The organism is Algoriphagus lacus, from assembly GCF_003583985.1.
Lineage (GTDB): Bacteria > Bacteroidota > Bacteroidia > Cytophagales > Cyclobacteriaceae > Algoriphagus > Algoriphagus lacus.
Genome location: NZ_QXML01000002.1, coordinates 579,443 through 586,063, shown reverse-complemented (window position 1 = coordinate 586,063; position 6,621 = coordinate 579,443). Strand labels below are relative to the sequence as shown.

The following is a 6,621-nucleotide window of genomic DNA, read 5'->3' as shown; positions in this document are numbered from 1 at the left end:
AACTTTATTCTCCGAAATCAATCAAAACACTAAACAGTACACTTCTGGAGTATATTTTAGGATTTGAAATAAATTTAGACTCAATTTGCAATAAATAAATTCTTTCCCATGGATTTTAAGGATACAATTAGTGAAGATACGTTGAAAATATTTGCTTTAGCACGGACCATATCATTAAGTTTCGGCTATGATTATATATCTACCATTCACCTATTCATTGCAGATTGTATGATTAGGAAAGAGCTTTCTTTTAAATCAATTTTCTTTGATGATGAAGAACTATTTGATACTTTTTGCGAAAACCAAAGGAATCTTGAAAAAATTAACCTCGACTATAATGTCACTTTGCCTCTCACCAAAGAAGCTGCATTAGCATTGCAAGAGGGGGAAAAAGAGAGAAAATTATTTGGTGATGAAAAAATCACTATCTCTCATTTGATTTTATCAGCAATGAAAGACGATAATTCACTGATCTTTGCAAGTCTCCCCAAAGTAAAAAATGTGATGATTAAACTAACCAAACATCACATAGAAACTCAATATCACAAATAAAAAAATACATCTCCTGCTGGGAATGGTTAATACATAATAAGGACTGAGTGGAGTTGCCCTCCCCTAAGCGGAGTTTGCAACTTCACTTTTCTATGTTTTGGAATTTGTAATTCCCTCATCGAACTCTGTGGTGAAAAACCCTCTACCAATCAACAAGTTATTTTTTATCAAAAAGCTTAGACATTCCCAAGTCTTCAGTTTTGTTGACTAGGACAATCACCTGCAGCATTCCCCCTTCCATTATTCACCTCAATCTCGGTGGCCAAGCTCGGTTGTTGGGCTTATCGAATTGTCGATGCTGTTTTGAATTACTGGTGTCATTAGGGATATTCACATTAACCGACATAAAAATGAAGCAAAATCTAATTTTCATTTTCCTTATTCTGCTGGCTTGTGGATGCAAAGAGAAAACAGCAGAAGTGATTTCTATTGATGCAATTTTTCAAGAATATCAAAAATTCAAGGACCGAATCAATCCCATTGAGGCAACAAAGGGCGGCAATGATGAATACAATGACTTCATAGCCAATTACATCTCTGATGACTACCAAGAGGACTTGAAAACGAATTACACACACTTTTTGAAGGTATTGAGCGAATTGGATACCACAGCACTATCCGAAGCGGACCTGCTGAGCATGAAAGTGATGAAATGGGACTGTGAAGTGAAGTTGGAAGGATTGAATAACCCCATTGTAACGATGGCATCCCCGATTTACAACTTGCCCAGTTTTGAATTGATGCCTTTGATTCAGGTTCAATCCCTGCATCTCTATGTGGCGCAATTGGCAGCCGGAGGGAGTGTTCAGCCTTTTGAAACAATCGAAGATTATGACAATTGGTTGAAAAGAGTAGATGACTACCTGCTATTTCTGGACACAGCTATTGCGATGATGAAAGAAGGAATGGCTAAAGACATTGTACTTCCCACCGCCTTGGCTCAAAAAATGATTCCTCAGTTGGAAGAATTCATCACCAACCCAGTCGAATCCCATTTATTTTATAAGCCCATCCTATCCCTGGCAGAGGGCATCAATGAAGCCGATAAAAATCGAATTTCTGCTGCCTACAGCACCATGATTACAACGAAGCTGAAGCCCAAATACACCGAACTCAAGGAGTTTTTGGTGAATGAGTATTTGCCTGCCTGTAGAGAAACGTCAGGAATTGGAGCTTTGCCAAATGGACCAGAAACATACAATTACCTCCTCAAGCTGCATACCACTACAAACCTGACAGCTGATGAGATTCACGAACTTGGAAAACGTGAGGTTGCTCGGATTCTCATTGAAATGGAGGAGGCGAAAAATAAAATGGGTTTCAAAGGTGACATCAAAGCATTTTTTGAGTTCGTCCGCAACAGTCCCGACCAAATGCCTTTTACTGACCCTCAACAGGTAATTGATAATTTTAACCGAATCAAGGAACGGATTGATGGTACGCTGAATCAGGTTTTTGACTTGAAACCCAAGGCAGATTTTGTAGTGCGACGTACGGAAGCATTTCGCGAAGCCTCTGCCAGTGCTGAATATGTTCCGGGGACGAAAGACGCTTCAAGACCGGGGATTTTTTATGTGCCCATACCGGATGTTACAACCTACAATAAATATTCAGATGAAGCACTTTTTCTCCATGAAGCCATTCCAGGCCACCATTATCAATTATCCCTACAACAGGAAAATAAAGAGTTGCCGGAATTTTTGCATCCGGAAAGCATGGGAGTCTTTGTGGAAGGCTGGGCGCTGTATGCAGAATCGTTAGGCGCTGAATTGGGTCTTTACGAGGATCCTGTTCAGTATTTTGGCATGCTGAGTATGGAAATGCATCGTGCTATTCGCTTGGTCGTGGATACTGGAATACACAGTAAAGGATGGACACGTGAACAAGCCATTCAGTATTCACTGGATCACGAAGCAGAATCTGAGGATGCGATTATTGCTGAAATTGAACGCTATATGGCCACTCCCGGCCAAGCTGTGTCTTATAAAATCGGTCAATTAAAAATCAGAGAATTAAGAACCAGAGCCGAAACCAAGCTAGGTGACAAGTTCAGCATTAAGGAGTTTCACAATCAAGTGCTAAATTCTGGAAGTTTGCCTTTGGTCTTATTGGAAGAAAAAATTGAGAAGTGGATTGATTCACAGATTTAGATAGAAGCACGCACTAAACAGAGTTTCAAACCTCGCTAAGCGGAGTTTGCAACTCCGCTTTTATATCTTGGGGAATTTGCAATTCCCTTTTTCCTCAAAATCTCACGAAGGCCAAACCCTACTTCTCATACTCAATCTTCTTCACCTTCCAGGCCATCTGCATCGTTGGCGTTTGGACGAGCACTTCCTCACCTACTTCCTTTTTCAGCAGCGCCTGTGCCATGGGTGAATCAATGGAGATGTAATCCCTCCGCTCAAAAATCTCCTCCCCGCCCACAATACGAATGCGGATCTTCTGGCCCTTGGCATTTTCGATCTCGACCCAAGCGCCAAACAACACTTTCCCTTCCTGATATGGGGTATAGGGAATGACCTTCAAGTCATCAATGCATTTGCGCAAGTAGTGAACCCGTCGGTCTATTTCACGGAGCCGCTTTTTGTTGTAGGTGTAGTCAGCGTTTTCCGAGCGATCCCCCAAGCTAGCCGCCCAAGCGACTTTTTGCGTGGTTTCCGGACGCTCGACCCTCCACAAGTGGTCCAATTCAGCCTTCAACTTTTCCAGACCTTCTGGGGTAATCCACAGGGTTTTCATGTTAGTACTCCAAGTTTTTAGACATTTTTTGAAATTCGGCGTTCGTTGTTCAAAGTTCGATGTTCGACATTCAAGATTACAATACTTCTATATGTCCATTTAGCGCAAAGTCTTCAGACTGCCCAGCCCAATAAAAGTACTTCTATACAACGACCTTTGCGACCTACCAAGAAAACTCTGTGTCCTCTATAGTAAAAACCTTTATCTCTCAGAACCTAAGTAATTCCTCAGATTTTTAAAGGTCTCATAAGGCCCTTCAGCTAGTGAAAGATTCATCAACCAAGAGGGGATGGACCCCCCCGGGTCAATCAGGATGCTGTGCCTGATGTGAATGTTGTTTTTATCCAGAACCTTGATGTACCAGTGGGCTTCACTCACCGGAACACGCACAAAACCCTCCCGGGGCGGAATAAAATCAGGCTTCCCAATGGCTGAGAAGTGATATTCCTGTGGGGTAGCGGTCTGTGACATTTTCACATGCAGGATCAAATCCCGGTTGGAAACAGGCCATGGAGTCTCCAGTTCGGCGCGGTAGATAAATTCATCCTTCGAAATCCGCTTCAGCATCTCTGTTTTTATAATCTTGTACTGCCACTTGTGAAAGTTGTTCAAATCGAACAATGCCTCTGAAAGGGTGGTAAAGGAGGAAGAAACCGTGAAAGTGGATTGAATGGAATTGATCTTGGAGTCTTCCATCTTACAGGTGTAAACCTCGATTCCATCAGCGGATTTCCGGAGCTCACAATCCTTCTGCTGCGTGACCAAGATCCAGGAGAAAAAGGTCAATAATGCGATTTTATACGAGTAACCCACTGTCCAAATAGTTTCAAGCTGTATTCCAATTCCAAAATAGGAAGAAAAAGCAGCACAGCCTCAAAAACGGATTGTCGGAGGATCTAAATTCTGAGAAGGAACATGGCATGGTGAATTGGAAGCCAAATGCCATTTTTCTCAAGTGCAGCTTTTCCAAAGTAAAGACCTTTCGCGACTCAGGATTCCTTCATTTAAAAATTCCCCTATCTTGGAAAAGGAATCCTATTCTTTCAAACCTATGCAGTATCGCACTTTAGGCAAAACCGGCCTCGACGTTTCCATCCTTGGTTTTGGAGCCTCTCCGATGGGCAATGTATTTGATCCCGTGGATGAAAAAGAGGCCATTTCGGCTGTTCACCTCGCACTCGATCACGGTGTCAATTTCTTCGATGTATCCCCATTTTATGGATTGACTTTGGCCGAAAGCCGACTCGGAAAAGCCCTCGAAGGAAAACGAAAGGACATCATCCTCGCCAGCAAATGCGGGCGGTACGACTTGCAGGACTTTGACTTTTCCCGCAAAAGAATCCTTCAAAGCATCGACGAATCCCTCACCCGGCTGAAGACCGACTACCTCGATCTCTTCCAGCTTCACGACATCGAGTTTGTGGACAAACGGATCATCCTCGAGGAAGCCGTACCGGCTATTCAGGAAGTGGTCCAATCCGGAAAAGCCCGTTTCTGGGGAATTACGGGACTTCCTGTTCGCTATTTGGCTCAGATCGCCCGTGAAACCAATCCTGATACCGTGCTATCCTGGGCACATTACAACCTGCTCGAGGACGAGATCAACGACGAACTCGTACCTCTTTCCCAGGAAATGGGCTTCGGCCTGATGAATGCCGCCCCGCTGATGCAGCGTATCCTTTCGGATGGTAGCCTTCCTCCTTGGCATCGCTCGCCTGCCGAAGTCAAGGCCATGCAACCGATCCTGTTGGAATTATGCAAAAGCTATGGACTCAGACTGAGTGATGTGGCGCTGAGGTTTGCCATGGACCATCCCCTGATCGCCACTACCATCGTGGGCATGTGCGAAGTGGAAGTGGTACGTCAGAATCTTGAAGCGGTGGACTTGGAAATCCCCGCCGAACTCCTGGAAAAGATCCTCACCCTCGTCGAGCCTGTGAAAAACCGGATGTGGTTTGAAGGAAAAGAGGAGAATAATATTTGATTTCGGATTTCGGATTTCGGATTTGACGGGAAGGGAAGACCCGAGACGGAAGCAGGAACCAACTCCCCCTTTATTCCAAAAACCAATTTGGAACACATAATTTGATCAAAGGGGGCTGGGGGGATTTGGATTGAGGACCGATGTTGGAAAAATAGTATAGGAAGACTGGAGACGGAAGCGGGATGGAGACTGATGGGAGTACCTCGTATTTCTAACTTCGTAATTCGTATTTCCTAGAAACTCGTAAATCGTATATCAAAAAACGTAAATTCTAAACCTGCCGTGGCCTATGGTCCATCGACTGTTGACAACAACCTATGAAAGCACTTTTTCTCACTGAAGTCGGTAAATCCGAAGTCCGCGAAATCGAAAAACCAGCTCCAAAAGCCGGAGAAGTCCTGCTCAAAGTCGGAATGGTTGGATTTTGCGGAGGCGACATGAACGGATTCAAGGGACTTTTCCCCCTTCAGGAATACCCCAACATCCTGGGCCATGAAGTGGGCGCAACTATTGAAGCTTTGGGAACCGATGTTCCCGAACAGATTCGGGTGGGAACCAAAGTCACGCTCTATCCCTACTTGGCCTGCGGTACCTGCGTAGCCTGCCGAAAAGGCCGTCCCAATGCCTGTAAAACCAACAAAACCATGGGCGTACGCCGTCCCGGTGCGATGACCCGGTATGTCTGTGCGCCTTGGCAGGATCTTTTCCCTTCCGAAAAACTGAGCCTCCGCGAACTGGCACTTGCCGAACCCCTCACGGTTGGCTTTCATGCGGCTTCCCGAGGTCGGGTGAGTTCGGAAGATCGGGTCGCTGTCTTGGGTTGCGGGATTGTGGGCTTGGGTGCCGTGGCTTCTGCCGTCAATAAAGGCGCCTTGGTGATCGCTATTGATTTGGACGACTCCAAACTGGAAATCGCCCGCAAAATCGGTGTGGCTCACACCATCAATCCCGGTACCGAAGACCTCCACACTCGCCTCCAACAAATCACCCAAGGAGACGGCCCGGATGTGATCATCGAAGCAGTCGGTAGTCCACACACCTACCGAAGCGCCGTGGAAGAGGTGGCTTTTCTGGGCCGGGTGGTCTGCATCGGCTATGCCAAAGCACCTGTGGAGTTCAATACCTCTCTTTTTGTCCAAAAGGAAATCGAAATCCTGGGTTCACGGAATTGCGTGGGCAAATCCGACTTCCCCGAAGTCATCGCTTACCTCGAGGAAGGAAAATTCCCGGTGGATGAGGTGATTTCCAAGGTCATCGGGATTGAAGAAGGACCGGAAACCCTGGCCAATTGGGCTGCCAATCCGCAGGGAATTATTAAAATCATGATTGACTTTGACCGATAA

At 45.3% G+C, this 6,621-nt stretch carries 6 protein-coding genes; 4 read left to right on the top strand and 2 right to left on the bottom strand.

Annotated elements, in window-relative coordinates:
• The first annotated feature begins 108 nt into the window (after window positions 1–108).
• Window positions 109–552, top strand: a complete 444-nt coding sequence (locus D0X99_RS06735; protein ID WP_119476854.1) for a Clp protease N-terminal domain-containing protein — start codon at window positions 109–111, stop codon at window positions 550–552.
• 350 nt (window positions 553–902) lie between these two features.
• On the top strand, window positions 903–2,702 hold the full coding sequence (locus tag D0X99_RS06730) for a DUF885 domain-containing protein (RefSeq protein ID WP_119476853.1): 1,800 nt from the start codon (window positions 903–905) through the stop codon (window positions 2,700–2,702).
• A gap of 118 nt (window positions 2,703–2,820) precedes the next feature.
• Here D0X99_RS06730 and greB read toward each other — a convergent pair whose 3' ends face one another.
• Complete coding sequence (gene greB / locus D0X99_RS06725; protein ID WP_119476852.1) at window positions 2,821–3,294, bottom strand: transcription elongation factor GreB; 474 nt, start codon at window positions 3,292–3,294, stop codon at window positions 2,821–2,823.
• Window positions 3,295–3,495: 201 nt separating this feature from the next.
• Window positions 3,496–4,080 (bottom strand): START domain-containing protein, encoded by a 585-nt coding sequence (locus D0X99_RS06720; RefSeq protein ID WP_119476851.1) that lies wholly within the window; start codon window positions 4,078–4,080, stop codon window positions 3,496–3,498.
• A 265-nt stretch (window positions 4,081–4,345) separates the two neighbouring features.
• Between D0X99_RS06720 and D0X99_RS06715 the strand changes: the two genes are divergently transcribed.
• Together D0X99_RS06715 and D0X99_RS06710 are read left to right on the top strand one after the other, a co-directional pair.
• A complete protein-coding gene (locus tag D0X99_RS06715; RefSeq protein ID WP_119476993.1) occupies window positions 4,346–5,278 on the top strand; it encodes an aldo/keto reductase in 933 nt (310 codons plus the stop codon).
• 317 nt (window positions 5,279–5,595) lie between these two features.
• Complete coding sequence (locus D0X99_RS06710; protein ID WP_119476850.1) at window positions 5,596–6,621, top strand: zinc-binding alcohol dehydrogenase family protein; 1,026 nt, start codon at window positions 5,596–5,598, stop codon at window positions 6,619–6,621.

What these genes read in the sequence shown, in the direction of transcription:
- D0X99_RS06735 (WP_119476854.1), top strand. Translation starts at nt 109, where the DNA reads ATGGATTTTAAGGATACAATTAGTGAAGATACGTTGAAAATATTTGCT.
- D0X99_RS06730 (WP_119476853.1), top strand. Translation starts at nt 903, where the DNA reads ATGAAGCAAAATCTAATTTTCATTTTCCTTATTCTGCTGGCTTGTGGA.
- greB (WP_119476852.1), bottom strand. Translation starts at nt 3,294, where the DNA reads ATGAAAACCCTGTGGATTACCCCAGAAGGTCTGGAAAAGTTGAAGGCT.
- D0X99_RS06715 (WP_119476993.1), top strand. Translation starts at nt 4,346, where the DNA reads ATGCAGTATCGCACTTTAGGCAAAACCGGCCTCGACGTTTCCATCCTT.
- D0X99_RS06710 (WP_119476850.1), top strand. Translation starts at nt 5,596, where the DNA reads ATGAAAGCACTTTTTCTCACTGAAGTCGGTAAATCCGAAGTCCGCGAA.